The following is a 24385-nucleotide window of genomic DNA, read 5'->3' as shown; positions in this document are numbered from 1 at the left end:
TGATGGGTGAGCGTCGTGGCGGGGATTCGAACCCCGGAGGCTGTACGCCACAGAGTTAGCAACCCTGCGCCTTGGGCCAGGCTTGGCTACCACGACACGCGTTCTATGACACTCGCGCCCGCAGCACGCGGACTCGGGGGCCGGTCCCCCTACACGAGTCTATCCGATTCTATTCCGGGGTTGTATTTAAACGCAACGAAGGGGGCCGGGCGCGTGATTGTAAGGCATACCCACTGAGGCATGGAGTAACAGGCCTCAGGTCGTTGACGGGGCCGGCACAATACACTCATCACTGGGACCACATGTCAACGTATGCGCCGACAGATCACCGACGGCGGCGGCGGTGGCATCGACCCGACCGACCGAACGGCGGTTCGCGGCCAGCTGGAACGGTTCGCGGGACCGGACGCCGTGACCGAGGCGGACGACGGAACGCTCCGGGCCGACTTCGGCGGCCGCACACACGTCACAGTGGCCCCCGACGGCGCGATAGACACCGGCATGCCGCTACACTCCTTTGCTGGGACGCCGGAGCGGCTCGTGTTCGACCACGACAGCGGTGAGCTACGCGCCGAACTTGACGACGGCGGCATCTACGTGTTTCGACGCCCTTGAGTCCGAGACGGCTGCTGTACCGATTTTCGTTATTTGACCTCGTGCGCTTGCGTACGCGAGAGCTACGATAACTGGAGCCAGCACATCTCGATGCCGCCAATTCGGTTACTGCCGTGTCCGGCGGTGTCACAATCCTTATCGCACCTCCAGAGCCTAACCCTGTGCATGAATACAGATGACGTACGCGAGCGCCTGCAAGCGGTCGAGGACCCGGATCTTGGGGACGACATTGTCTCGCTCGGGCTGATCAACAGCATCGACGTGACTGACGACCAAGTCAGCATCGACCTGGCGCTCGGTGCGCCGTACTCGCCGACGGAGACGAGCATCGCGAACGAGGTCCGCGAGGCGCTGGGTGACCTTGACCGCGAGATCGACCTCTCGGCGAGCGTCGACCGCGGCGTCCCGGAAGCAGAGGACCCACTGCCGAAGGTCAAGAACGTCATCGCGGTCGCCTCGGGCAAGGGTGGGGTGGGCAAGTCGACCGTCGCAGTGAACCTCGCTGCCGGTCTCTCGCGGCTCGGTGCCCGCGTTGGCCTGTTCGACGCCGACGTGTACGGGCCGAACGTCCCGCGGATGCTCGATGCTGACGAACAGCCACAAGCGACAGAGGACGAAGAGATAATTCCCGTGGAGAAACACGGGATGCGGCTGATGAGCATGGACTTCCTTGTCGGCAAGGACGACCCAGTTATCTTCCGTGGTCCGATGGTCGACAACGTCCTCACGCAACTGTGGGACGACGTGCTCTGGGGCGAGCTCGACTACATGGTCGTGGACCTGCCGCCGGGGACCGGCGACACGCAACTGACGATGCTCCAGCAGGTGCCCGTCTCCGGGGCCGTCATCGTCACCACGCCGGAGGAGGTCGCGCTCGACGACGCCCGGAAGGGCCTGCGGATGTTCGGTCGCCACGAGACGCCGGTTCTGGGCATCGTCGAGAACATGTCGTCGTTCGTCTGTCCGGACTGTGGTGGCACGCACGATATCTTCGGCAGCGGCGGCGGCCGCGAGTTCGCCGACGAGACGGAGATGCCGTTCCTTGGCGAGATTCCTCTCGACCCCGAAGTCAGGGAGGGTGGAGCCACTGGCGAACCGCTCGTGCTCGATGAGGATAGCGACGTTGGTGAATCGTTCCGCGACATCGCCGCTCGCACCGCGAACATGCAGGGCATCATCCACCGGAAGCGACAGAGCGACAGCCAGCGCGCTCAGCCCGAACAGTAGCGGGCAGCGACTGAAGAGAGCAGTAGCTCAGATGCCGCGGGAGACAGAGAGAAAGAACCGAGTTACGCTTCGACCGGGTTGTTCATCTTCCGGGTGACGTAGCCGGCGATGCGGTTGCGGACACCCTTGGACTCGATGTTGGTCAGTTCCTCGACGACGTCTTTGTTGTGTTCGAAGTCTGCACCGAAGGCGTCAGGGTATCGCTCCATGAGGAGCGTCCCGGTCTTCTTGACGTAGGCGGGTTTGATTGCCATGCGCGCTACTTGCTTGGTCGCACTCAAAAAGGGTTCGGAACGGACCACGCACGCGAATGTTTATCAGTAGGGGTGGGACGACCCGCAACCGTGCGCTGATCGTTGCCGTGGCAGGTCCCGCAAGAGTGCGACACAGCCTGTCTCGGACCGTCGTGTGTCACCTGCATGCCCCAAATTCCGTTCGAAGTCCCCTACCAGTCGGTGTCGACCAAGTCGCGGACGCGCTCGAAGGCCGCGCGCTCGCGCTCACCGCCGGCTGTTTCGACCACGGACTCGAAGTACGCGAGACGATCCAGCAGCGTCTCGCGGTCGTAGCTCGGTACATCCAGCCGTGAGGCTGCGACGGTCGCCTCGACGACGGCGGCGTGGCCGCGGTTCGTCGTCGGGACGACGCGGCGCTCGACAGTGCTGTCGACGGGGTGTAGCGCCCACTCGACCCACTGCGTGTTGCCCTCAGTACCGGAGTCACGCCGTTCGACATTGACCTGTACCCAGGCGTCCGCGCTGTCGAGGACGGGGTCGTCCTCCTCGCGGACCGACAGCGCCGCCTCGGCGAAATCGACCGAGTCGCGCGTGAACTGAACGTAGCCACCCTCTCGCTCCCGGAAGTTCCGCCAAGTCCGGGTTCGGCCCCACGTCGTCGCCGTAGCTGGCCCATCGTCATCCGGTGCATGCACACCCAGCGCAGCCACGTTCCAGCGCTCGTTCGGGCCCAGTGTTGTGACGACTGTCTCGGAGACGCCAGCAAGCGTGACGGGCCACTGTGTCTCGGACTCACCAGAGTCCGGACCATCGCCTGTCGAAGGAGCCCCAGTCACACTTCGAGCCCCCGTTCCAGCGCGACGAACAGCGCACCGGCAACGATGTCGGCAGTCGTTCCGGGATTGATGTCACGCCTGACGAACTCCTCGGCGAGATCGGTTGCGTCTCCGTCGCCGTCGAGAACAGCCTGTGCCCGCTCTTGGACCTCCTCGGCGGTTTCGCGGTCCTGACGCGTGACGACGAACGTGTCCGGTTCCGCCGCGAGCAGTTCGAGGAAGACCTCGGACGCGCGGTCGGCGACCGGACCAGACCCGTCCAGTAGCCTCTCGCTGGCCTCGAATACGCGCTCGAAGTCGGAGACCCACTCGGCGGCCACGCCGTCGGTATCGGCGCTGGACTCCATCACGTCGAACAGCGTCATCTCGCGCGCCTGGAGTGCCGGAACCGCGTCGCTTCCGCGGCGAACATCGAGCGGTTCCAGCCCGTCCGGCGGGTCGTCGACAGCCACGTCGACGTGCTCGAAGGCGCGGTAGAATGCCGCCGCGTCTTCGACTATCGTCCCACGAACCACAGCATCGACGCCAGATGGGGACAGCCGGCCATCACTCGCCGCGGCCACCAGCGGTGTGAGCACCAGCAAGGCCCCGAACTGGGTGTTCCCGCCGGATTGGCCCGCCATCCCTTCGACAGCGGTCTCGAACGCAGGACCGATAGGGTCGCCCGCGGCCGCGCGGTCGAGGCCCGGACGCGCCCCCACGGCACCGGCCATGAAGTGCTCGAACCGGAGGTCGTCGTACTCCCGCTGGCGGTCGACGTTGCCGGGCTTCGGCGTGCCGGAGACCTCCAGTAACAGTGCCAGCTGGGCGTTCTGTGCAACAGACCGCTCGGTCACGGTGACACCTCCGAGGCGAACCACTCCGCTGTCGTCGCCCGGACCTCGTCAAGTAACTCCGGCCTGTCGCTTGCGCGACCGACGCTGACGGCGTCAGCACCGTACGAGAGGTACTCCAGTGTGGTCGCCGTCCCGCGAACGCCGTTGTTCGCCACGACGAACAGGTCGGTGGCGTCGGTCACGTCGGCGATGACCGACTCCGAGTCCATCGCGTCGACGTGGAATACATCACCACCGGCATCTTCGATGGCTCGAGCAACGGCCGGAAGCGAGACACCGTCGAGTTCGGCACGCCCCTTCACCGAAACCGTCGCCCCTGTCGACGCTGCTGCTTCCACGAACGCCGCCAGTCGCTCCGGCTCCCGAAGGAGCGACTCACCGGCACCCGCAGCGCACATCTCGTCCTGCCGGCAGTGAGCGTTGATTTCGATGATGGCGTCGTGGCGCCGACAGACGGAGGCGGCACGCTCGACGGGGGCAGGTGTCGCGCTCCGGACGTTGAAACCAGATCGAAGCGGTGCGTCCGCAAGTGCGCCGAGCTGTTCATCGATGAACGCAATCGGATCGTCCGGCAGGAACTCGGAGCGGTCGCGGTCGGTCATCGCCCGGGCGGCCTTGCGCGTCTGGTTGTCGAGCGCGATGCCGCCGAGGAACGCACATCCGACGTGGGACTTGACCGCGCGGGCCCACGACGCGTCGGCCTCGCCACTCAGACTCGCGAGGGCGACGCGCGGCTCGAACATCAGGACACCTCCGAAAGAGCAGTCTCGACCGCACGGTTCACTCGCTCGGCGTCGGCCGCGTCGTTGAGGGTCGTGTCGGTTTGGACAACCGGCACGTCAAGCGGTGTCGAGTCCTCGCCGTCCAGCACGAACGCATCAGCGAAGGGGTAGGCCTCGGCCACGCCGGCAGTGCTTGGCTCCAGCCCGACACCGGCCATGAGGTCCGCCGCCGGCCCCGAGAACACCGTATCCTCGATGAACGGCGAGACGGCGACGACCGTTGTCTCGTGTAGTGCCCGTTCGATGTCGTCAATGGCGAGCATCGGCCCGAGCGAAGTCACAGGGTTCGACGGACCGATGACAACAGTATCGTCGAGTGCGGTCAGGACGGCGTCCGTCGCGCTGGCCCGTTCTGCGCCTCTGAACTCAACATCTTCGACCGGCAGCTCCCCCTCATGACCGACCCACCACTCCTGAAAGTGCATTGGACCGCTCGGCGTGTGTATGATTGACGCGACAGGGTCGTCGCTCATCGGTAACAGCGTCCGTTCCAGCCCGAATGCATCGGCGAGCGTACGCGTTACGTCTGTCAGTGAGCGGCCCTCGTCGAGCAACGAGGTCCGCGTGACGTGGACCGCGCGGTCCTGGTCGCCGATGTGCATGAACTCCGCGACACCGGAGAATCGCCGCCAGTGGGCAATGTCTCGGCCCTCAATTTGCGCGTCGTCGGAAAGGTATCGCGGTCCGCCGTCGAGCCCGGCGGCATCGGCGAGCCGTGTCAGTTCGGCGTGTGTCTCAGCGGTGTCGTCGGCGATACCCCACCATGTCTCACGGTCGAGGACTTCCCCGTCCAGAAACAGCACGGTGTCGAGGTCCGGGCAGACAAGGTGGCCTCCCAGCTCGATATCGTCGCCAGTGTTGGCGACAACAGTCGTGGCTTCCGGCGAAAACACGTCGTCGGCACCGACGAGGAGCTTCGGCGTTCCCGTCCCGCCGGCGAGAAACGTCACCATGTCTCGACGTAGGGGGAACTGACAGTATAAACGTGGTCACTGAAGCTGGTCAGGCTGGAAAGCGGTCCGGCGGGGACAGTGTTCTATTCAGAGAATCACAGCTGAGAACTGGGTGGGTAGAGTGAAGGGGGTCGGTAGGATAGGCAGGGTAACGGGTGCTATGCCCATCGTGAATCCACACCGCTTCGCGCCTGCAGCCTCCAACGAAGAGTACGTCTACGGGTCCTGTGCACCGGGCTGGCATACGGCCGCCACGCATCAGGACGCTCTTGATGATTGGATTGCACATATGCAGGCCCACGACATTGAGCGGATCTGCTGTCTGCTTCCCGGGCGACAACTCGACGATGCTGGGGCCAATATCCAGCGCTATCGAGAGGCCTTCGGAGCGTCATCAGTCCGCCACGTACCGGTTCCCGACCACCGACTTATCCCTCAAGACCGCCTTCACGACGATGTCCTGCCGTTCTTAGTTGACGCCTGTGAGGCAGAGGAGCGAGTCGTGGTTCATTGCCTGGCCGGCATCGGCCGCACCGGACAGGTGCTCGCCGCGTGGCTGGTGTATCACTATGACTACGGCCCCAACCGCGCCATCGAGACCGTTCAGGAGATGGGTCGTGACCCCAGAGACGCTATCGAATCAGGGAACGCGACTGAAGCAGAGCTGTCCGGGCTGCTATCGTCAGTCGCACGCCTATAGAAGGTCCCGCCAGAACTCAATCCGTCTGCGGGAGGAGTCGCGCACCGATCACAAAGCCGACGACAGCACAGACTGTGAGAACAGCCAGCGGCCCGAGTGCATCGCCAGTACCGGTCGTCGCCGCACGGACGCCACGGGAGAAGTACGTCAGCGGCGAGAGCCACGTCGGCAGCCACGCGGGCAGAAGTGTCTGTGGGACAAACGTCTCCGAGAGAAAGAGCAGCGGGAGCGCGAGGCCGTTGCTCGCCGCAATGACGCCGTCCTGTGAGTCCGCGAGACTACCCAGCATCGCGCCGACGGCACAGAACAGCGCGACGCCGAGGCCGACAAAGGGAAGCAACAGCCCCGACAGATGGATGGTTGCGCCGGTGAGCCATACCATCATACCGAGTATCAGCAGGCCGGCGATGCCGATGATGACGACGTTGACGAGCGTCTGTGCCAGCAGCCACTCGGTCCGGGTCAGCGGTGTCGTCGCCAGCTTCTCGAAGCGGTTGCCGTCCCGATGCCGCGCCACTTCGCTACCGACGCGGGAGAGCGGCGTAAACAGGACGACGACGGCCAGATAGCCCGGTGCGTAGAAGCTCGGCGGCTCGGTGAACAGCCCGCCGCCGCCCGGCTGGGTCTGGACCAGTACGCCGAAGATGACGACGATGATGACCGGGAAAAAGAACGTGAAGAAGACGGCCGTCCGTCGCCGGAGGAAGGCCAGCGACGCCGCACGCGTCTCCGCTGTGAGTCGTCCCAGCCGGCTCATTGGGCACCACCCGCGACCGGCTCCGCCTGTTGTGGCTCACCGCGCTGACCGACGGCCGTTCCGGTCAGTTTGAGGTAGACATCCTCCAAGTCCGGCTGTTTCCAGGTCAGGCTGTCGTACTCGATGCCCGCCTGCCCCAGTTGCTCAGTGATGTTGCCGATAGACTCCGGGCGGATGCCGTAGACGACCAGCCGGCCGTTCCGGATCGCTGTCTCCGCCGGATAGTCGATGGCTGAGACGGCAGCTTCGTCGAAGGATCCATCAACGATGAGCTGGCTGTCGCCACCGTGTTCGGCCACGAGCTGCTCCGGCGAGTCAAGTGCGATGAGTGTCCCGTCAGCGAGGAGGCCGACGCGGTCCGCGAGGCGCTGGGCTTCCTCCATATAGTGTGTTGTGACGAGAATCGTCACGCCGCGGTCGGCGAGTCCCTCCAGCAGTCGCCAGAGATCCCGCCGACCGGCCGGGTCGATACCGGTGGTCGGTTCGTCCAGCACAAGGAGGTCCGGATCGTTGATGAGCGCCGTCGCGACGCAAGTCCGGCGCTGCTGCCCGCCCGAGAGATTCTCGTATGTGGTGCTTGCGGTGTCGGCTAGACCCACATCGTCGAGAACAGCCTCGACGTCGCGGGTATCATCGTACAGGCCGGCGTAGTATTCAAGCAGTTCCCGCGCCGTCAGTCGCTCGTGGGGCGAAAACGACTGTGGCAACAGGCCAATTCGGTCGCGAGCGACCGTTCTGGGTGACTGGCCGAACAGCCGTACCTCGCCAGTCGCATCTGTCGTTCCGGTCAACGCTCGCACCAGCGTCGTCTTGCCAGCCCCGTTGGGACCGACCAGCGCGAGCACCTCTCCAGTGGTCGCCGTCAGCGAAACGCCGTCAAGTGCGACCGTATCGCCGTAGCGCCGCCCGACATCCGACGCGACCAGTACCTCGTCCATGCGCCCTCGTCCGGTCGGGTAGCCGAAAGCAGTTCCGTTCTCGCGCGACTATGGGCTACACGTTGCGGCCACATTCCAGACAGACAGCGGGGAGCCACGGCTTGTCCGTGACGACTGGCATGGTCTCTTCACAGTGGTCACAGAATTCGGTTTTCGTCGCCATTTGCCGAAAGTGTCACACCAGAACAACAAATAGTTTGTTGTGCGGTAGGAAGTCACAAACCGAGGATAGCTTCGCCACGATATTCCGCCGACAGTAGCACAGTGGCCTGCTACATGACGTGCGACCGAATCTCGCGCACGATAGCGTCCACATCGAACTCATCACCGGCCTCGGCCTTGTCGTAGACGGTCTCGTCGTCCACGCTAATCCTGAACACGCCGTGGTCGCCCATGACCAGCCGGACGCTGTCGAGTTCCCGCTCGAGTCCGGATAAAATCGCTTGCTGGACGTTTACCGCTCGTTCGCGGAACCCACACGGAACACAGTATTCGATTTCGACAGAACTCATACCGGCCCTTACGCCTGTCAGCCTGAAAGCGCTATGGCCGGTCGACCAATGTTCGGAGCCGACCGACGAGCGTCACGTCGAAGCGGTGGACACCGTACAGCAGTCCAACCGAGGTGACGAACACCACCGTGGAGAGCCCGTACGACTGGGACAGGGCCGCCTGCGACAGCGTTGCCCCGACACCCACAAACCCGCCCAGTATCGACGCGATGATCGGGAGAACACAGGAAACACACGAAAAGAGGCCGACGATGCCGCCCACCGCGCCGCCGCTCGCATCGACGGCAGTCACGAACACAAGATACGAGAGCGCCAAGTAGCCGGCAGCCTTCCACGGGATAAGTACCACGCTCAGGGTCGCGCCGCTGAACACGACCGTCGGCGAGAACCCTGGCGGAGCCTGTGTGACTAGCCGGAGACCAGTCCCCTGGCCGCCCGTGCCGTACACGCCACCGACATACCCCAGCACAAGTAGATAGCCGAGAGCGACAACCGCACTGCTGACCGTCCGACGGCGGTCGGTCAGTTCCGGCCGCACTCGCAGGGCAACGAGACCGGCGATATTGAGCCAGATGAATGGGAACACCAGCAAAAACGGGTCCGTTGCGGGCTGGGCCGTGTTGACGACGTAGCCCAGAATGAGGATTAATTCCGCGTTCAGTACGACTGCCCCGGTTACGAGCGAGCGCGTGTCCGGTATCGCATCCCTGAGCGTGGCTGTCGTAGTGCTCATAGTGCCAGTGCGTCGACGACGATGGCGACCAGAACCGCCCCAAGGTAGGCGTTCGATGCGTGGAACGCCCGGAACGCCGCCGCTTCGGTCTGCTCGCGGTGGAGCAGGATGACGGCCCAGAGGAACACTGCCCCCAGCAACACCGACGTGACGGCGTACAACCAGCCAAGCGGCGTGAGTACGCCCAGAACACCCGCAGCGATGAGCGTCGCCCCGAGATAGTAGACGATGTGCTTGCGCGTCTCCGTCTCGCCGCGGACGACCGGCATCATCGGGAAACCACCCGCCTCGTAGTCGTCCTTGTACGCGAGCGCGAGATTGTAAAAATGCGCTGGCGTCCAGAGGAAGATGACCACGGCAAGGACGACGCCCGGGAGGCCGACCGATCCGTCAGCAGCGACCCAGCCGATTAGCGCCGGTAGTGCACCGGCAGCCCCGCCGATGACAGTGTTCTGGACGGTATTGGGCTTCAGCACGAGCGTGTAGATAATGCTGTAGAACACAATCGCGGTCAGTCCGAGGACCGCTACGAGCGCGTTCACCTGCCAGAACAGCCATAACGAGGCGAACGACAGGAGCAGGCCGAAAGCCAGCGCGTTCCGGACCGGAATCTGGTGGGTCGCGATAGGACGGTCCGAGGTTCGGTCCATCCGCTTGTCGATATCACGTTCGAGGACGTGGTTGAACGTTCCCGAAGCGCCGATAGAGAGGACGCCGCCCCCAAGCGTGAGTAGCACCGTTCGAACGGTGAGCGTCTGTTCGGCGGCGAGTGCCATCCCGGCCGCGGCGACCAGACACAGGAGCCACATCAGCCGGGGTTTCATCAGGCGGAAGTACGCAGATGCGGTCCCGACAAGCCGTTCACGGAAGGAGAGTGTTGGAGTCCGGCCGGCGGTTTCGTCTCCGGTCGGCTCTGGTGCGAGTGTTGGGTTCTTCACCGGAGACTCATCATCACTGCCCGTCTCAGCTTCGAGGTGCCACGCCAAGGCCAGCACGAACGAGCCGAAGATACCCATCCCCAGAGCGAGGTGGGTCCCAGGGAGTGCCGTCTCGGTGCTCGTCGCGACGACAGCACCGAGCGCTATCTGGACTGGGTACAGCGCAGCCCCAAGAAGAATCGCCGCTTTGACACGGCCACGACAGTCGGAACGGAGCCCGACGACGGCCATAGCCACCACGAGGAGTCCGACAGCGGCTGCGACAAGTCGATGTCCCCAGGCGACCAACAGGGCCGTGTTCGTCACGTCGACCGGTCCGTCACACAGCGGCCAAGTCGTACAGGCTGCTGCCGCATCCGTGAGCGTTGTCGTCGCGCCGGCGAGGACTAGCAAGTACACGCCGACAGCGGTCGCGGCGAGCAGCCCGGTGAAGGTCCGGCTCTCTGCCATTATTGTATACTTCGATGCTGGCCACTTAGACCTCGCGATTCTGCTGTCTCTGTCCGGAGCAGTTCTGCTTCCCTATTGCTGCAAATCGGGGGCCTGCGGCGAAGACAGCAGTTATTTATCTCCGAAATCCTAAGCCGCATTCATGACCCGGAAACGCGCCGGTCTGGTCGCTCTGTTCGGTGCTGCGTTACTCGCGCTCGCCGCCGAGCCGGCCGCCGCCGCACAGATTCAGGACTCGACGACGGATAGCCTCATCTGGGGGCTAAACATGAACCTCCTGTATGTCGCTCTCCCGATTACGGTCCTCGTCGAAGGGATTCTGATTTACACCGTCTGGCGGTTCCGTAATCAGGAAGAGGCGCTTCCAACGCGGGAGAACCGCCGGCTCGAAGTGACTTGGACCATCGCGACAGCAATTATTCTCCTGTTCGTGGGCGTCGCCTCCTACCAAGTTATGGCTAGCCCGTACGTCACCGCCGAGGCCGGTGATCAGGCCGCACTACAGGAACAGGACACTGAACTCATTACCGTCGAAGCCCAGCGGTACGGCTGGACGTTCTACTACAACGAATCAAGCTGGGACGGCGAGGCAGAAGTAACCACTAGAACGGACCTGAAGATACCAGCCAATCAGGACGTCTCCTTGCGGGTTACATCGAAAGACTGGCTACACGCGTTCCACGTGCCTGGACTTGGACTGAAATCCGACGCGTTCCCCGGCCAGTACAACCGCCTCCGAACCAACGCGGGTAACACCGGGACATACCAGCTCTACTGTGCCGAGTACTGTGGCTCTGGCCACTCACAGATGCTCGGGACCGTTGAGGTCGTCCCGCAGGACGAGTATGAGGACTGGCTGGCAGAGCAGAAGAGCGGCGGTGACGGCTCCGAAGACAGTGGCGAGTAGCGCGGTAACTGAGCGGCTTTTTCGCTTCGAGAACTGGCGAACTACGGAATATTACGTTCACCCGGCACACCGTACGTTTCCGTACGGAACGGGAGTCGCGACCAAATCGAAGTACCACAAGAGAGCGAACTGAAGCGGGCCTGTCCGTTACTGAACGATCCATCTTTCAGTCACTTCGCCGTCCGAACCCACGGTCAGATTCACGCTTTGGTGGCTGTTGACCGTTTCACTGAATTCTTGCTTACCGTCGACAGATAACACAATTCGACAGGTCTGCGCATCCGTATCGCGGTTAATTCGGACTGATTCCCCTGCTTGGATTGAAAGCTCCTTGTTCCGGCATGTGGCTATTAGAACAACGGCACCCGAGAACCCGCCGACGACTTGGGCTTCCACGAGCTGCGACCCTTCACACATCGATGGCCAACATTCCGGTGTCGATACCTCGGAAGGCGTCGTCCCAGTTTCAGTGGCGGTTTTGCTCGGCGTTTCGGTCATCTTCTGTGCTGGGGAATTATTTTCGGTTGCGCCATCAAAATCCCACTTGACACAACCGGTGAGAGGTATGGAAAGTGCTGAGATTGAGAGGAGTTGTCGACGATTCATAATAGCTGGTGAAATGGGTTGTGTAAGTGTCTTGTGAGAAATTAGGTTGAGGATCTCTGCTGACTGAGTGAGTACTGACACCAGCGATTTCCGAACGCTCACCACAGAGAGAAGCGGGGTAACAACGACACTGCTCGCATTTGGGGAAGTATAGAGTTTGGGCAGAGATGTAGAGCGGTGGCGGCAAGGCAGCGCTCATAAACGGCCCGGCCATCAGAACAGTCGCTGTGCCGATTAGCCCGTCCAGCAGTTAGCTGCAGATGTTGGCAGTCACGTACACGTTACCAGTGTCGGTTATCTCCACGCCGATGCCGACGAGATTAGCGTTGCGGAGCGTGAGCCGTTCGCGGTAGTCTGGCCACGCCATCCAGTCATCAACGATCTTTCTGGCGACTTCCTTATCGGTAGCGTGGAATCGCTCTTTGCCACCCTCCTCGTACGTTTGTCCAGCGACTGTCTTCTCAACCGCCTCGAACCGGTTTCGGTCTGGTTGCTCGATGTACTCGCCTTCTGCAGAGTTGAACGTGCACCGGTCGTAAAGGCCGGTGTTTTTGTACCGGTCCTTACTGGAGACGCCGTCGACCTTGTGAATCGCCTTCCCTTCGATGGACATCTGCTTGCTGTGGTTCTTTGCCATCTCGTTGAGATCTTTTTCCGTCCGAAGTCCTGATTCGAACGGTGGGACTCCTGCAGCCTCGCGTTCTTCGTTGAGGAACTGTCGGACGTAGTCCGAGACGTTCTGTTCGTTGAACTGTCGTGCCGGGATCGACTTCTGCTGTGGAGTCGCTGTCTCGGTCGCCGTTCCATTTGCTCCCGGTGTCGGTGTCGGCGTCGTACTATTGCCCGCTGTCGCCGTCGCCGTTGAGCTACCGTCATTACCGCCGCCGCCATCGCCGTTCTGTGAATCGGTTGTCTGTGTCGTCGTGTCCGCTGTCCCGCCCGCGAACTGTGCTCCGACAAGGACTCCCGTCCCCAGAACCACGAGGAGTACCACGGCGGCGATAGCGAGTAACCCTTTCTTTACCATATACAACGAATAGATTACAGAGGTATGTAAGCTTGATTCTTCATTTACCTAATCTGATTTTCATTTCTCCTACTGTCGACGGTGACGATAACCCATATATGCCACGGGCGGCCACTGCCGGTATGGTCGAGAACGTTATCTGGCCGGCGGCACTCGACGCCAACCGTTCGCGAAGCGATGGGCGTCGTGTATCACTGGATCTAGCCGTCGAGGACCCGACTGTCGACGAGATCGCCAAAGCCGTCCAGCAGGTTGGTTATGATGCGGTCATTGAACGGGACAAGACGTATCCACGCGAGTACGAAGGCCGCGGGCGAGTCGTCGTCAAGGACGCGGACGATGCGACGAAAAGCGACCTGCTTGGGGCCGTAGCGGCCTACATGCAGGCGCTCCGTGAATGAAACGTATCGGCACTGTCTCGCGGGTCGCACAGGGACTAGCGGTTGTCCGGGCACCTGACGACGAGTACGCGTCCGTCGGAACCGACGTCGTGGACGAGGAACTCCAGACGGTTGGCTCCGTTGTCGACGTGTTCGGTCCGGTCGAGCGCCCATATCTCGCAGTCTCGCCGAACGACAGCGTGCATCTCCCGGCGCTGGTCGGCACGGTCCTGTACGCGCGATAACAGCACTCCGATCCGCCGACACGTGTCCGCACCTGCTTCGTAACGCTCAAACCGGTTCCTGCAGGACGTGTGTGCATGGAGAGACGGTGGCGAATCCTCGGCGGCTGTGGCCTTATCGCTGGTATCTTTCTGTTCGTCCAACTCGGCGCGCTAGCGCTGGTCCAGCCCTTCGAATCGGCTGGCTACCAAGCCGTCGAGGATCCGTCTGACCCTACGAACAGCCTCATGTACATCGGGGCGATTCTGGTCGCGACGGCAGTTATGTTGCTTGCCTTCCGCTACGATGTCGATCAGTTCATCCGCGGACTCATCGTCTTCTCGTCGGCCTGGCTTTCTCTGTACGTGTTTCAGGTGCTGGTGCCGCCGGTGTTCACGTACGCCGGCATCAACGTCGTTGCCGCCCTATTAGCGCTGGGTCTGGGGACGGCGCTGCTGGTCTATCCTGAGTGGTACGTCATCGACGGTGCCGGTGCTGTAATGGGGGCCGCCGCCGCTGGCCTGTTCGGTATCAGTTTCGGCGTGTTGCCGGCGCTCGTTCTGCTGACTGTCCTCGCCGTGTACGACGCAGTCAGCGTCTACGGGACCGAGCACATGCTCACGCTGGCCTCGGGCGTCATGGACCTCAGGGTCCCCGTCGTCCTCGTGATTCCCATGACGCTGTCGTACTCCTATCTCGACGCGACGACGCCGAACCCAACGACGGAAGACGAGACGAGCGACGACTCGACGGCAGACGACACAACTGAGGGGGCGACAGGCACTGGCGAAGCAGACGAAGGTGACGACGTTCACGCCGACCCGCTAGAGCGCGACGCGCTGTTTATCGGCCTCGGTGATGCGATTATTCCGTCGATACTCGTCGCTAGCGCCGCGTTCTTTGCCTCATCGGACGTACTGTCGGTGTTCGGCGTTCCGTTGCCGGCGCTGACCGCGATGATCGGGTCCTACGTTGGCCTGACGATACTGCTCTGGATGGTGTTAAAAGGACGTGCGCACGCAGGACTCCCACTGTTGAACGGTGGAACTATCGCCGGCTACATCGTCGGCGCGCTCGCCGCGGGCATCAGTCTGGTCGACGCCTTCGGTCTCGGCCCGTATCTCTAATTAGCATTCCTGCGACCGCTACCGGCCGGTCAGAGCCTTGCTTGCGGGCGCGAAGTCGATCTCTTTGCCGCGACCGTCTGCCGTCGCCCGCTCGTATAGCATATGGCCTGCAGCGACGGTTTCGATGGCCGTGCCGCCGGAGTCGAAGACTGTAATCTCCTCGGGTGACTGCCGCCCGGATGCGTTTCCAGCGACGATGTCACCCAGTTCTGCGTGGACGTGGTCCTCGTCGACGACGCCCGCATCGAGGGCACTGATGAACGATCCGGCGTCCTGTGTCACTCGCTCGCGCAGGTCCGGAACGTACGTGGCGCGCTCGATTGTCGTCGCGTCCAGTTCGTTCTTCTCGGGGTGGTACTGACCCATCGCAGTCACGTGTGTTCCAGGTTCCAGAAGGTCGCCGTCGAACACCGGCTCGCTTGCGTTAGTCGCCGTGATAACGACATCGGCCCCTTCGATTGCTGCGGCCGGGGACGCAACGGCTGCAACTGTCGGGTCCAGCGCGTCGTTCATCTCCGCGGCGAACGACTCCCGGTTATCGGCTGTCGGCGAGTACACCTCAATGCGGTCAAAATCACGGACCGTCGCCGTCGCACGGACCTGGCCGCGTGCCTGTGCGCCACTGCCGATGATTGCGAGGTCGCTGGCGTCACGGCGGGCCAGTGCGTCGACACCGACAGCCCCGACCGCGCCAGTCTTGTGCGGGTTCATGCTCGCACCGTCAAGGACAGCGAGCGGGTCGCCGCTGTCGGCGTCAAAAATCGGGAGTGTGAAGTGTGCATCCCGTCCGCTGAACCCGGCTGCGTAGGTGTACCCACCCATCGCGCCGGTGTCGGGGAGGATCGCGAGATAGCCCGTCAACATGCCTGCGGGCTCGTCCGAGAACAGCGTTGTTCTGGGAGTTGCCGGGGCCCCTTCACCACGCTGGCGATACCCCTCCCGGACGGCGTCAACGTACTCGGCGGGTTCAGCGAGGTCAGCGACCTCATCACTCTGCAAGAACAGCGCTGTCGCATCTGTTGTCATACTCCGTCGTTTGGGCGACCGACCCTTATACTGCCCGGCGGTGGCCAGTGTGTTCGATCGGGTATGCAGTTACTGGATTTCTATCGAAAACAGGCGAGAAGACGGGTGGAAAGCGCCTAATCCGCGGTCTGGACCGGATCCGACTGTGCACTCCGGGCTGACGTCTCGTTTGGAACCGGGTCAACGGGGGCACGGACGAACATCGCGTGGCCGATAAGGCCGACCGTTACGACAGAGGCCATCGGAATCGCCGTCGTCAGTTCGAAGCCGACAACGAACAGAGTGGCAGTGATGCCGGCCATGGCGAGCGGAATGAGTCCGAGAATGATGTCGTAATAACCCGTCATAAGTATGAATTATTCTACGGTAGTGTGGTATATGAATGTTTCCCTAAAATACGGGATAATACACTCAATGGCCCCTGCAAATTTACTCAGTACCCGCTGCGTAACAATTTCATAAGTTATGAGTTGGATATGGGGAAAAGATTAATATGGCTCTATTCCTGTGAGTCTTTCACAATATAAGGACAGAGACGATCCGTTATTCCTGGCTGCAGTCACGCGCAGGATATGTAATGTTACTACAAAGCAGGAATACAGTGTTTACCAACCGTTATGCGGTAGGTGCTGTAACGGCTATCTGTTTCTCGGTATAGGACCCGGTTATACGTCTGTTTTCAGAATTTGAGAACGGGATTTGGCCATTCGTGGAGTGGTAATGCAGGCTATTTTCTCCAATGATAACTGGGTCCGTGTGCTTATTAACTACGCCAAGATACATTGAACCGGAGAAAAACGGAACGCCGACTTCCAAACGAGACAATGAGCACGAACGCAACGGACAACACGACGGACGCCGCGACCGACGACCAAGAACGACGCTACGCCGAACTGAACATCGGAGACGAAGAGTTCGTAATTTACGACCGAGAGAACCACCAGGCATGGATTCAGTCGACAGAGTCGCTCGAAGTCGCCGACCTGCGATAGTCCGTCATCGACACCCCAGTTCTACTACGGGCCGCCTATTTTACGACTGCAACTGCACTGCGCCAGAGCAGCAGCAGCGTGCCACCAATGATCACGGATACGAGCGCGAATGTCAGCGCCGCATTACCGGGGAACATCGCCGTTGACCGAAGTCCCTGTGCGATCCCGACTGCCAGCACCCACCCCACGATAGTGCGGCCGAGAGCCACTCGAATCGTTGCGGTCGCGGCGGCGGTGTACAGTCCCCCAAGTCCTGCAACGAGGAGCCACCCGATATAAAAGGGCGTCAGCGCCCCAACGAACCGACCGGGACTGAGTATCGGATTGGTACCGTGGGTTAGCTCGCCGACACCGACGAACAGGGCAATCGCCAGCAAGTCACCGACGGCGACCAGCGCCGTCCGAGTGGACAGTTCGATACGACCGTTCCCCACCGTCGAGACGCTCATACACGGAGTTCCAACTCCAAGCACTTCGCTCTCTCGGATTTGACGACGACGGTTAGTATCCTGAAACAGCGACCAGTACTGATTACACTGGGCGGCCTGTTCAGTTGGACTATGGAGTTCACGCTGCTCGGCTGGCCCGAGGACGGTCACCGGCTCCGGCTGGACCACGAGCAGTTCGCGTACGCGGGCAAGTTCGTGATGACCTCGACCGGAAAGGCCGTCGTCGGGGACGATGGGGTCGTGGCCGCGGCTGCGTTCGATGCCGACCGGACAGACGCGGATACCCTCTGTATCCGGTACATCACCGTTCGGCAGGACCGGCAGGGCGACCGGCTCGGTGCCCGCCTCCTCCGGTTCGTCCGGGAACGGGCCACGGATCGGGGCTTCGAGCGCGTGTCCATCGGCGTCAACAATCCGTTTTCGTATCAGGCCGCCTATCGGGCCGGGTTCTGTTTCAGCGGCGCGGAGTCAGGGATGGCCGAACTCGATCTTGTCTGGCCGGGCGACCGTAGCACCGAGCGGTATCAGGACGGGCTGGACCTGTTTCGAGAGCGCGACCTCTCGCCCGAAGAGGAGTCGTTTCTCGCGACGAGGGCCGACGCCGACCCGCCATCAGTCCTCGACGACTGGGCCGAACAGCCGTCCCCACGGACCGACTGAGTCGCCCGACCGGCACCGACTGCGCCATCACGGAGTAATACGTCGTCTCCGAGAGATTCAAACCGCTGTCGGCCAAAGGCCTGCCAATGGGAAACGCTGATTTACGGTCGCTCGCGGCGCTGTCTGACGTGTCGCTCGACGACCTCGGCGGGAGTGTCGTTGCCGTGGACGCCCACAACTGGCTCTATCGCTATCTGACGACGACGGTGAAATTCACCAGCGAGTCGAAGTACACCACCAGCAACGGCGAGGAGGTGGCGAACCTCATCGGCGTCGTTCAGGGCTTGCCGAAGTTCTTCGAGCACGACATGACGCCGGTATTCGTCTTCGACGGCGCAGTCACGGACCTCAAAGACGACGAGGTCGAGAAGCGCCGCGAGCAACGCGAGAAATACGAGTCCGAACTGGAGGCGGCCCGGAAAGCTGGTGACAGCACCCGCGTCGCCAAGCTTGACTCGCGCACGCAGCGGCTGACCGACACTATCGTCGATACGACGCGGGACCTGCTGAAACTGCTCGACGTGCCTATCGTCGATGCCCCAGCAGAAGGCGAGGGGCAGGCGTCGGTGATGGCCCGGCGGGGCGACGTAGACTACGTCGGGACTGAAGACTACGACGCGCTCCTGTTCGGTGCGCCGATGACACTCCGGCAGATCACGTCGAAGGGCGACCCCGAACTGATGGACTTTGAGGCCACGCTTGAGCGGCACGACCTTACCTGGGAGCAACTGGTCGACGCGGCGATTCTGATGGGGACGGACTTCAACGAGGGAATCTCCGGTATCGGCCCCAAAACAGCCGTCAAGGACCTCCACGAGCATGGCGACCTCTACGCGGTGCTTGAGGCCCGCGACGAACACATCGACCACGCAGACCGCATCCGGGACCTGTTTCTCGACCCCGCGGTGAGTGACGACTACGAGATTCCGGACAGCATCGAGCCGGACATCGATGCCGCCCGTGCATTTGTCACCGAGCAGTGGGAGGTCGACGCTGACGAAGTCGCTCGCGGATTCGAACGCATTGACGACTCGGTCGTCCAGACCGGACTCGACCGTTGGGCGTGACAGCAGAGGCTCACGACCGACCAACAGCGGAATAAGGACGGCTACGACGGGTTCCGCTCAGACGACAGATTCGACCGTTTCGATCTCGTCGAGCGTACGGTTCCGGATGGCCTCTCCACTGGCCGTGTCGAAGAGGTGGATGGCGTTTTCGGGGAACCGGACTTTGACGCGCTGGCCGGCTTTGAGCTGTTTCATCCCACCGACTGTCGCGATGAACTGGTCGTCCATCGACTCGTCGAACTGCAGGTGCGCCGTGTTCTCGTTCCCGCGTGGCTCAACGACATGGACCGTCGAATCAAACACGTTCGGGCCGGCGTCGCTCTGAATGAATTCGATATCTTCAGGCCTGATACCGAGCGTGATGTCGGTCGTCCCCTCGACCGCGGCGATCGTCTCGTCGCTGAGTTCGTACTCGAACCACTCACCTTTGAGCGTCGACCCCTCCAGCGTCATCGGGAAGAAATTCATCGACGGCTCGCCGATGAAGCCAGCGACAAAGAGGTTGTTCGGCTCGTGGTAACACTCAAGCGGCGTCGCGCACTGCTGGAGGACGCCGTCGTTGAGGATTGCAATGCGGTCACTCATCGTCATCGCCTCCGTCTGGTCGTGGGTGACGTACACCGTCGTCACGTCAAGATCTTGCTGGAGCTCCTGAAGTTCGGTTCGCATCTCGGCTTTGAGCTTCGCGTCCAGATTCGCCAGCGGTTCGTCCATCAGGAACACTTCGGGGTCCCGGACGATAGCGCGGCCCAGGGCCACACGCTGTTGCTGCCCGCCGGAGAGTTCGCCTGGTTTGCGGTCGATGAGCTCGAAGATGCCCATATCCTTGCACGCCTTCTCAACGCGCTCGTTGATCTCGTCGTCGGGCATATCTGTCGATTCCTCCAGCCCGAACGCCATGTTCTCCCGCACGGTCATGTGCGGGTACAGGGCGTAGGACTGGAACGCCATGGCCACGTTCCGACGGGCCGGCGGCTGATCGTTGATTATCTGACCGTTCAGTCGGATTTCGCCGCGCGTGATGTCTTCGAGCCCGGCAATCATCCGCAGTGTCGTTGATTTTCCACAGCCAGATGGACCGACGACACAGAGGAACTCGCCGTCCTCGATGTCGACCGATATCTCGTCAACTGCGATAATTTCGCCGTCGTCGTCTTGGAACGTCTTCGTTACCTCGTCCAGTGTGAGTTGTGCCATTGTGAATACCTCCGTGATTATTCTCCAGCGACGCCTTTCGCGAACTGTTCGCCGAACATGATGTAGACGAGCAGCGTCGGAAGTGCTGCGACGATGGCCCCTGCCATCGTGGTGTTAAACGACTGGACGACCCCACCAGTGAGCGCCGCAAGGCGCTGGGTCGCCACCTGCGAAGCCGGTTCGTTAACGAGCACGAGTGCGAACAACAGATCGTTGTAGACCTGCGTGAACTGGTAGATGAGCGTCACCGCGAACATCGGCAGCGACAGCGGGAGGATGATGTTGCGGTAGATGCTGAACGCACTCGCGCCGTCGAGGCGAGCGGCCTCAATCATCTCGTCGGAGATGCTCTGGTAATACGACCGGAACAGCAGCGTACAGATCGGAATCCCGTACGCGGCGTGGGTAATCGACAACTGCAGCAACTGCACGTACCCATTGCGGCTCGGATACTGCCAGTTGCCACCCGTGATGAAGCCAAAGACGGTGTTGACGAAGCCGTTGAGCAGTCCCGGAAGCACCTGGAACCAGAACTGTGCCAGCGGGACCAGCACGGCCTGATAGGGAATGAAGATGCCCGCGATGATGAGGACGACCACGCCGACCTGCCCCCGCCAGCTAATCGTCGTCAGTCCGTACGCAGTCATACTGCCCAGCAGCGCCGACACAATCGTCGCGGGAATCGCCATCAGCAGCGAGTTTATAAGTCCCGGCCGGAGCGTGTTCCAGGCGGTAGTGAGCGCGTCAAGCGTGAAGCCGTCAGTGCCCGGCGGCGCGAACGGAAGCGTCCGGGCGAACGCGCTCTCGGTCTTGAACATCGTCATCACGGCCGTCTCCACCGGGAAGAGGTAGAAGACAATGCCCGCCAGCAGGAGGGCATACAGGCCGATACGGCTGTTCTCTGTACTACGAAGTTCGTCGATGAAACCGCCGTCTCTGATACTCATAGTTCACCCCGTCGGTATTCGCTGTAGAGATATGGTCCGATGACCAGCAGTGCGAGGGCAAACAGCACAATAGCGACGGCTGACCCATACGCCCACTGGAGGCTGTCGAACGCAACCCGATACATCATCGTCGCCAGAATGTCCATGTTCGCCCCCGGCTGTGAGCCACGAAGCGCGTAGATGAAGTCGAACGCTTTCAGCGCAAACACCATCAGCACCACCGACGCGGACACCGCGGAAGCGCGGAGCTGCGGGATGATTACTCGCGCGTACATCCGAACCGTCGACGCCCCGTCGACCCGCGCAGCCTCGTAGTGTTCGGTCGGGATTGCACGGAGGCCGGCGAGGAAGACAACCATCGCGTAGCCGCTGAACTGCCAGATAAGCGCGAAGATGACCGCCGCCAGTGCGGTCGTGTTCCAAGAGAGCCACTGAATGACCTCAGCGTTGACTCCAGCCGGCCGGAGTAGTCCCACGATGGCCCCTTCGAGATTGAACACGCGGAGAAATTGGTTGAGAACGCCGTTACGGGCGTTGTACACCCACGCCCACATCGTCGCCGTGACGACGAACGAGAGGCTCATCGGGAGCAGGTAGATGGTCCGGAACGTGTTCTCGAAGCGTATCTGCTGGTCGATGAGGATGGCCACAAACAGGCCAAGCGCCAGACAGAGGGCGGTGAACACGACAAGTAACACCACCGTATTCTGTGCCGCCTGCCAGAACGCCCCGTCGTTCAGTATGCGGCTGTACATACTGAGATCGAAGGTCTCGTACTGTGCACCACCCAGGCCGCTGTAGTCGGTCAGCGACAGGAGAAAGTTCCAGGCGATAGCGCCGTAGACGAAAAAGCCCGCAAACAGGACTGGCGGCAGCCAGAACGGGGCGGATTCGATGAGTTCCCACTCGACCGGCAGTGAGTTCCGGAGCGAGTCTCTCCGGGTCGTTTTCACCGTCGCCCCTCCGTCTGTTGCCAGTTGGTCGCCGTCCGATTCGTCTCTCGATACCGCCGACCGGAGCCTACCCCCGGTGGCGAGGAGTCTACTGAGTATCTCGCGCATGGTTGGTCAGTGGTTCGCCGACGTGAGTTCGCCGTCCATCGTCCCGACGGATGTGTCGTCAGTCACATAGACTCGCCAGCTAGCACGCAGACCACGCGACCCGCACAGCCTGTCGCACCAACACAGGCCGGCAGGCAGCATGGGAACGCCAGATGACGGGTGTGCCATCCCGTCGTCGTGCCGAGTGGGCGAGCGATTGCAACGCGGCGGGTACACCGGCCGCGAGCGTTCGCGATGTGTCACGTCCGTCGGTGTCCCATCGGGCCCTAACAGCCGACGACGGCAGCAACACACCGCCGTCACCGGGCATTGTAGGCCATCAGTCATGAACGTCTCTGTGGCGTCGAACTCATGGTAAGTGGAGAGAGATTCTACTTAATATTTCCGAATGATAATACACGTTTATCCAAGTCATGGGTGCTGAGCCCTACGGTCTCCGCTGTCCGAGGAGGGACTCGTGGCACCCCGTGAGTGACTGTCCCGGCGGTTACAGGGCTGTGCCGAGTGGTGTCCCGACTCGTACCGGTGGGTTTTACGACCGGGCGGACCACCCCCCGGACGTATGACCGACGAGTACCGGACAGAGCAGGATAGCCTCGGTGAAATGCAGGTGCCAGCCGACGCGTACTGGGGCGCACAGACGCAACGTGCCGTCGAGAACTTCCCGATCAGCGACGTGACGTTCGGGCGGCGATTCATCCGAGCGCTTGGCGTTGTCAAGAAAGCGGCCGCACAGGCGAACCGCGACCTCGAAACGATTCCAGAGGACAAGGCGGACTGTATCATCGAGGCCGCCGATGAGGTCATCGCCGGCGAGCACGACGACCAGTTCCCCGTCGACGTGTTCCAGACCGGGTCGGGCACGTCGTCGAACATGAACGCCAATGAGGTCATCTCCAACCGCGCCACGGAGCTGTACGGCGGCGACATCGGGACCCGCGAGATCCACCCGAACGACCACGTCAACTTCGGTCAGTCCAGCAACGACGTGATTCCGACGGCGATGCACGTCGCCTCCCTCGAAGCGGTCGAGAAGGACGTCATTCCGGGCCTGAAGACGCTGCGTGACGAACTCGAAGCCAAAGAGAACGAGTTCGACAACGTCGTCAAGACCGGGCGAACCCACCTCCAAGACGCGACGCCGGTGACGCTGGGCCAGGAGTTCTCCGGCTACCGCACGCAGGTCGAGAAGGGCATCTCCCGCGTACAGGACGTTCACGGTCGCCTCGCTGAACTCGCACTCGGCGGAACCGCGGTCGGGACTGGCCTGAACACCCATCCCGAATTCCCCGAAAAAGCCGCGACGTACATCAGCGAAGAGACCGACCTCAACTTCCGCGAGGCGGACAACCACTTCGAGGCCCAGGCCGCACACGACGCGATGGCCGAGGCCCACGGTGCGCTCCGGACGGTCGCTGGTTCACTGAACAAGATCGCCAACGACCTCCGTCTGCTGGCGTCTGGTCCCCGAAACGGCCTCGGCGAGATCGACCAGCCGGAGAACCAGCCCGGCTCCTCGATCATGCCCGGGAAAATCAATCCCGTTGTCGCCGAAGCGGTCAATCAGGTCCACAAGCAGGTCGTCGGCAACGACGCCGCCGTCTCGGCCGGCGCTGCCGAGGGCCAGATCGACCTGAACCTCTACAAGCCCGTGCTGGCTTCGAACTTCCTGCAGTCGGCCAAGCTCATCGCCAACAGCAGTGCGGTGTTCGGCGAGAAGTTCGTCGCCAAACTGGAGGCCGACGCCGACCACTGCGCCGAGCGCGTCGAGCAGAGCATGGCGCTGGCAACGGCGCTCAACCCAGCTATCGGCTACGACAAGGCAAGCAAGGTAGCGAAGAAGGCGCTCGCCGAGGAGAAGACCATCCGCGAGGTCGTCCTCGAAGAGGGCTATCTCGACGAAGATGAGGTCGACGACGTACTCGACCCCGAGAAGATGACGAAGCGTGGCATCCTGGGCGAGGAATAGCGAGGAGCGCGCGCGAAGCGCGGCCCTCGTTAGTGCGAGGGGAGAGCGATAGCGACCCGCGAGTAGCGAGAGTCGAACGGAGTGAGGGCTCTCGTACTGGAACAGTGCCGTGAGGCGCCGTGAGGGAGTAGCGATGGAGCTACCTCGAAAATGCGAGCGGGAACAGAGTGACCCGTGAGCAGCAGAGACTCTTGCTTTACACAGGTTTCTGTTCGACCCTGCTTTGAGTGGCAGC

29 protein-coding genes and 1 tRNA gene are annotated in these 24385 nt (G+C 62.0%); 11 read left to right on the top strand and 19 right to left on the bottom strand.

Going from position 1 to position 24385, the window contains the following annotated elements:
• Nucleotides 1–11: 11 nt before the first annotated feature.
• Nucleotides 12–96 (bottom strand) — tRNA-Ser (locus ACODNH_RS14465).
• Nucleotides 97–312: 216 nt separating this feature from the next.
• On the opposite strand from ACODNH_RS14465, the gene ACODNH_RS14460 reads away from it, so the two are divergent.
• Both ACODNH_RS14460 and ACODNH_RS14455 read left to right on the top strand, forming a co-directional pair.
• Nucleotides 313–615 carry a hypothetical protein gene (locus tag ACODNH_RS14460; protein WP_306705328.1) on the top strand — a complete coding sequence of 101 codons (303 nt, stop codon included), beginning with the start codon at nt 313–315 and terminating at the stop codon, nt 613–615.
• A 165-nt stretch (nt 616–780) separates the two neighbouring features.
• Nucleotides 781–1842 (top strand): Mrp/NBP35 family ATP-binding protein, encoded by a 1062-nt coding sequence (locus ACODNH_RS14455; protein ID WP_306705326.1) that lies wholly within the window; start codon nt 781–783, stop codon nt 1840–1842.
• A 62-nt stretch (nt 1843–1904) separates the two neighbouring features.
• On the opposite strand, the gene ACODNH_RS14450 is transcribed toward ACODNH_RS14455, so the two are convergent.
• The 5 genes from ACODNH_RS14450 to cofD all read right to left on the bottom strand — a co-directional run bounded on the left by ACODNH_RS14450 (nt 1905) and on the right by cofD (nt 5485).
• Entirely contained in the window at nt 1905–2096 is a 192-nt protein-coding gene (locus ACODNH_RS14450; protein WP_004516807.1) for a 30S ribosomal protein S17e, read from the bottom strand.
• Nucleotides 2097–2287: 191 nt separating this feature from the next.
• Nucleotides 2288–2914 carry a DUF447 domain-containing protein gene (locus ACODNH_RS14445; RefSeq protein ID WP_306705318.1) on the bottom strand — a complete coding sequence of 209 codons (627 nt, stop codon included), beginning with the start codon at nt 2912–2914 and terminating at the stop codon, nt 2288–2290.
• A complete protein-coding gene (locus ACODNH_RS14440) occupies nt 2911–3774 on the bottom strand; it encodes a triphosphoribosyl-dephospho-CoA synthase (RefSeq protein WP_306705316.1) in 864 nt (287 codons plus the stop codon). The genes ACODNH_RS14445 and ACODNH_RS14440 overlap by 4 nt, the downstream gene beginning before the upstream one ends.
• Entirely contained in the window at nt 3747–4493 is a 747-nt protein-coding gene (locus ACODNH_RS14435; protein ID WP_306705314.1) for a tRNA-dihydrouridine synthase, read from the bottom strand. The genes ACODNH_RS14440 and ACODNH_RS14435 overlap by 28 nt, the downstream gene beginning before the upstream one ends.
• Nucleotides 4493–5485, bottom strand: coding sequence for a 2-phospho-L-lactate transferase (cofD, locus tag ACODNH_RS14430; RefSeq protein WP_306705312.1), 993 nt, complete (start codon nt 5483–5485; stop codon nt 4493–4495). Before cofD ends, ACODNH_RS14435 begins: the two co-directional genes overlap by 1 nt.
• A 160-nt stretch (nt 5486–5645) precedes the next feature.
• Between cofD and ACODNH_RS14425 the strand changes: the two genes are divergently transcribed.
• Nucleotides 5646–6185 carry a protein-tyrosine phosphatase family protein gene (locus ACODNH_RS14425; RefSeq protein WP_306705309.1) on the top strand — a complete coding sequence of 180 codons (540 nt, stop codon included), beginning with the start codon at nt 5646–5648 and terminating at the stop codon, nt 6183–6185.
• Nucleotides 6186–6201: 16 nt separating this feature from the next.
• On the opposite strand, the gene ACODNH_RS14420 is transcribed toward ACODNH_RS14425, so the two are convergent.
• The 5 genes from ACODNH_RS14420 to cyoE form a co-directional block, all read right to left on the bottom strand.
• Nucleotides 6202–6942 (bottom strand): ABC transporter permease, encoded by a 741-nt coding sequence (locus tag ACODNH_RS14420; protein WP_306705307.1) that lies wholly within the window; start codon nt 6940–6942, stop codon nt 6202–6204.
• Nucleotides 6939–7880 (bottom strand): ABC transporter ATP-binding protein, encoded by a 942-nt coding sequence (locus ACODNH_RS14415; RefSeq protein ID WP_434530471.1) that lies wholly within the window; start codon nt 7878–7880, stop codon nt 6939–6941. The genes ACODNH_RS14420 and ACODNH_RS14415 overlap by 4 nt, the downstream gene beginning before the upstream one ends.
• A gap of 272 nt (nt 7881–8152) precedes the next feature.
• On the bottom strand, nt 8153–8392 hold the full coding sequence (locus ACODNH_RS14410; protein WP_306705303.1) for an Rdx family protein: 240 nt from the start codon (nt 8390–8392) through the stop codon (nt 8153–8155).
• Between the two features lie 31 nt (nt 8393–8423).
• Nucleotides 8424–9125, bottom strand: coding sequence for a DUF7546 family protein (locus tag ACODNH_RS14405; RefSeq protein ID WP_434530470.1), 702 nt, complete (start codon nt 9123–9125; stop codon nt 8424–8426).
• Nucleotides 9122–10513, bottom strand: coding sequence for a heme o synthase (gene cyoE, locus ACODNH_RS14400; RefSeq protein ID WP_434530469.1), 1392 nt, complete (start codon nt 10511–10513; stop codon nt 9122–9124). Before cyoE ends, ACODNH_RS14405 begins: the two co-directional genes overlap by 4 nt.
• A 142-nt stretch (nt 10514–10655) precedes the next feature.
• Here cyoE and coxB point away from each other — a divergent pair, with 142 nt between their 5' ends.
• Nucleotides 10656–11420 (top strand): cytochrome c oxidase subunit II, encoded by a 765-nt coding sequence (coxB, locus tag ACODNH_RS14395; protein WP_434530468.1) that lies wholly within the window; start codon nt 10656–10658, stop codon nt 11418–11420.
• Between the two features lie 147 nt (nt 11421–11567).
• Here coxB and ACODNH_RS14390 read toward each other — a convergent pair whose 3' ends face one another.
• On the bottom strand, nt 11568–12026 hold the full coding sequence (locus ACODNH_RS14390) for a hypothetical protein (RefSeq protein WP_434530467.1): 459 nt from the start codon (nt 12024–12026) through the stop codon (nt 11568–11570).
• A 250-nt stretch (nt 12027–12276) separates the two neighbouring features.
• Nucleotides 12277–13053, bottom strand: coding sequence for a CAP domain-containing protein (locus ACODNH_RS14385; RefSeq protein WP_306705293.1), 777 nt, complete (start codon nt 13051–13053; stop codon nt 12277–12279).
• Between the two features lie 122 nt (nt 13054–13175).
• On the opposite strand from ACODNH_RS14385, the gene srp19 reads away from it, so the two are divergent.
• The 3 genes from srp19 to ACODNH_RS14370 all read left to right on the top strand — a co-directional run bounded on the left by srp19 (nt 13176) and on the right by ACODNH_RS14370 (nt 14782).
• Nucleotides 13176–13454 (top strand): signal recognition particle subunit SRP19, encoded by a 279-nt coding sequence (gene srp19, locus ACODNH_RS14380; RefSeq protein WP_023843155.1) that lies wholly within the window; start codon nt 13176–13178, stop codon nt 13452–13454.
• Nucleotides 13451–13678, top strand: coding sequence for an H/ACA ribonucleoprotein complex subunit GAR1 (locus ACODNH_RS14375; RefSeq protein WP_014039740.1), 228 nt, complete (start codon nt 13451–13453; stop codon nt 13676–13678). The genes srp19 and ACODNH_RS14375 overlap by 4 nt, the downstream gene beginning before the upstream one ends.
• Before the next feature lie 75 nt (nt 13679–13753).
• Nucleotides 13754–14782: a presenilin family intramembrane aspartyl protease PSH gene (locus tag ACODNH_RS14370; RefSeq protein ID WP_434530466.1), complete on the top strand. Its 1029-nt coding sequence runs from the start codon at nt 13754–13756 to the stop codon at nt 14780–14782.
• 18 nt (nt 14783–14800) lie between these two features.
• On the opposite strand, the gene ACODNH_RS14365 is transcribed toward ACODNH_RS14370, so the two are convergent.
• Together ACODNH_RS14365 and ACODNH_RS14360 are read right to left on the bottom strand one after the other, a co-directional pair.
• Nucleotides 14801–15808 (bottom strand): ornithine cyclodeaminase family protein, encoded by a 1008-nt coding sequence (locus tag ACODNH_RS14365; protein WP_434530465.1) that lies wholly within the window; start codon nt 15806–15808, stop codon nt 14801–14803.
• Between the two features lie 116 nt (nt 15809–15924).
• On the bottom strand, nt 15925–16155 hold the full coding sequence (locus tag ACODNH_RS14360) for a hypothetical protein (protein ID WP_434530464.1): 231 nt from the start codon (nt 16153–16155) through the stop codon (nt 15925–15927).
• A gap of 477 nt (nt 16156–16632) precedes the next feature.
• Between ACODNH_RS14360 and ACODNH_RS14355 the strand changes: the two genes are divergently transcribed.
• The gene (locus ACODNH_RS14355) at nt 16633–16800 is read left to right on the top strand and encodes a DUF7331 family protein (RefSeq protein WP_004518770.1); all 168 of its coding nucleotides are present in this window, start codon (nt 16633–16635) and stop codon (nt 16798–16800) included.
• 35 nt (nt 16801–16835) lie between these two features.
• On the opposite strand, the gene ACODNH_RS14350 is transcribed toward ACODNH_RS14355, so the two are convergent.
• Nucleotides 16836–17249: a DUF3054 domain-containing protein gene (locus ACODNH_RS14350; protein WP_434530463.1), complete on the bottom strand. Its 414-nt coding sequence runs from the start codon at nt 17247–17249 to the stop codon at nt 16836–16838.
• Nucleotides 17250–17360: 111 nt separating this feature from the next.
• Between ACODNH_RS14350 and ACODNH_RS14345 the strand changes: the two genes are divergently transcribed.
• Together ACODNH_RS14345 and fen are read left to right on the top strand one after the other, a co-directional pair.
• The gene (locus ACODNH_RS14345) at nt 17361–17909 is read left to right on the top strand and encodes a GNAT family N-acetyltransferase (RefSeq protein ID WP_434530462.1); all 549 of its coding nucleotides are present in this window, start codon (nt 17361–17363) and stop codon (nt 17907–17909) included.
• 86 nt (nt 17910–17995) lie between these two features.
• A complete protein-coding gene (gene fen, locus ACODNH_RS14340) occupies nt 17996–18976 on the top strand; it encodes a flap endonuclease-1 (RefSeq protein ID WP_434530461.1) in 981 nt (326 codons plus the stop codon).
• A 57-nt stretch (nt 18977–19033) separates the two neighbouring features.
• On the opposite strand, the gene ACODNH_RS14335 is transcribed toward fen, so the two are convergent.
• The 3 genes from ACODNH_RS14335 to ACODNH_RS14325 are packed head-to-tail and all read right to left on the bottom strand — an operon-like array spanning nt 19034 to nt 22181.
• Nucleotides 19034–20173, bottom strand: a complete 1140-nt coding sequence (locus tag ACODNH_RS14335) for an ABC transporter ATP-binding protein (protein ID WP_434530460.1) — start codon at nt 20171–20173, stop codon at nt 19034–19036.
• Between the two features lie 17 nt (nt 20174–20190).
• Nucleotides 20191–21120 (bottom strand): carbohydrate ABC transporter permease, encoded by a 930-nt coding sequence (locus ACODNH_RS14330; RefSeq protein WP_306705273.1) that lies wholly within the window; start codon nt 21118–21120, stop codon nt 20191–20193.
• Nucleotides 21117–22181 carry a carbohydrate ABC transporter permease gene (locus tag ACODNH_RS14325; RefSeq protein ID WP_306705271.1) on the bottom strand — a complete coding sequence of 355 codons (1065 nt, stop codon included), beginning with the start codon at nt 22179–22181 and terminating at the stop codon, nt 21117–21119. Before ACODNH_RS14325 ends, ACODNH_RS14330 begins: the two co-directional genes overlap by 4 nt.
• A gap of 562 nt (nt 22182–22743) precedes the next feature.
• On the opposite strand from ACODNH_RS14325, the gene ACODNH_RS14320 reads away from it, so the two are divergent.
• The gene (locus ACODNH_RS14320) at nt 22744–24150 is read left to right on the top strand and encodes a class II fumarate hydratase (RefSeq protein ID WP_306705269.1); all 1407 of its coding nucleotides are present in this window, start codon (nt 22744–22746) and stop codon (nt 24148–24150) included.
• The last annotated feature ends 235 nt before the right edge of the window (nt 24151–24385 follow it).

The sequence above is a fragment of the Haloarcula sp. NS06 genome, from assembly GCF_051122755.1.
In the GTDB taxonomy this organism is placed as follows: domain Archaea; phylum Halobacteriota; class Halobacteria; order Halobacteriales; family Haloarculaceae; genus Haloarcula.
This window is presented reverse-complemented; position numbering and strand designations above follow the sequence as displayed.